Below are 355 nucleotides of genomic sequence, written 5' to 3'. Positions count from 1 at the left end.
AGAGCCGGTACAGCTAAAATATTTCGCTCTTCCACTTCGCCTTGAAATAACGCGCCATCAATCATGGTAGACTTAATATTGCTGTTTGTCGCTGCCATAGTATTAAGTGCTTGCACTACTTGCGGGCACGTTTGGCAACTTAAACTTATGTATACTTCAAAGTTGAGCTCTTGAGTGAGCGATTGTATTTGCTCAATGTTTTCGCTTTTGGCTTTACTTGCGTGTCCGCCTGTATGTAAACGTGCTAACACTAAACTGGTGAATTCGTGACCCATAGGTACGCCTGCAAACGTAATATGAGTGTTTTTAATTGGTGAATGTACAACCATTGACGGACGACGTGCGCTCGTATCAG

Annotated in this window: 1 protein-coding gene; it reads right to left on the bottom strand. The window is 43.1% G+C overall.

Features of this window, described 5'->3' with window-relative positions; translation table 11 throughout:
* On the bottom strand, positions 1 to 355 hold a 355-nt coding region (locus tag CWB78_RS18275; protein ID WP_171040364.1), incomplete at both ends, for a thioredoxin family protein.

It is taken from the genome of Pseudoalteromonas sp. S1612 (genome assembly GCF_005887175.1).
GTDB lineage: Bacteria > Pseudomonadota > Gammaproteobacteria > Enterobacterales > Alteromonadaceae > Pseudoalteromonas > Pseudoalteromonas undina.
This window is presented reverse-complemented; position numbering and strand designations above follow the sequence as displayed.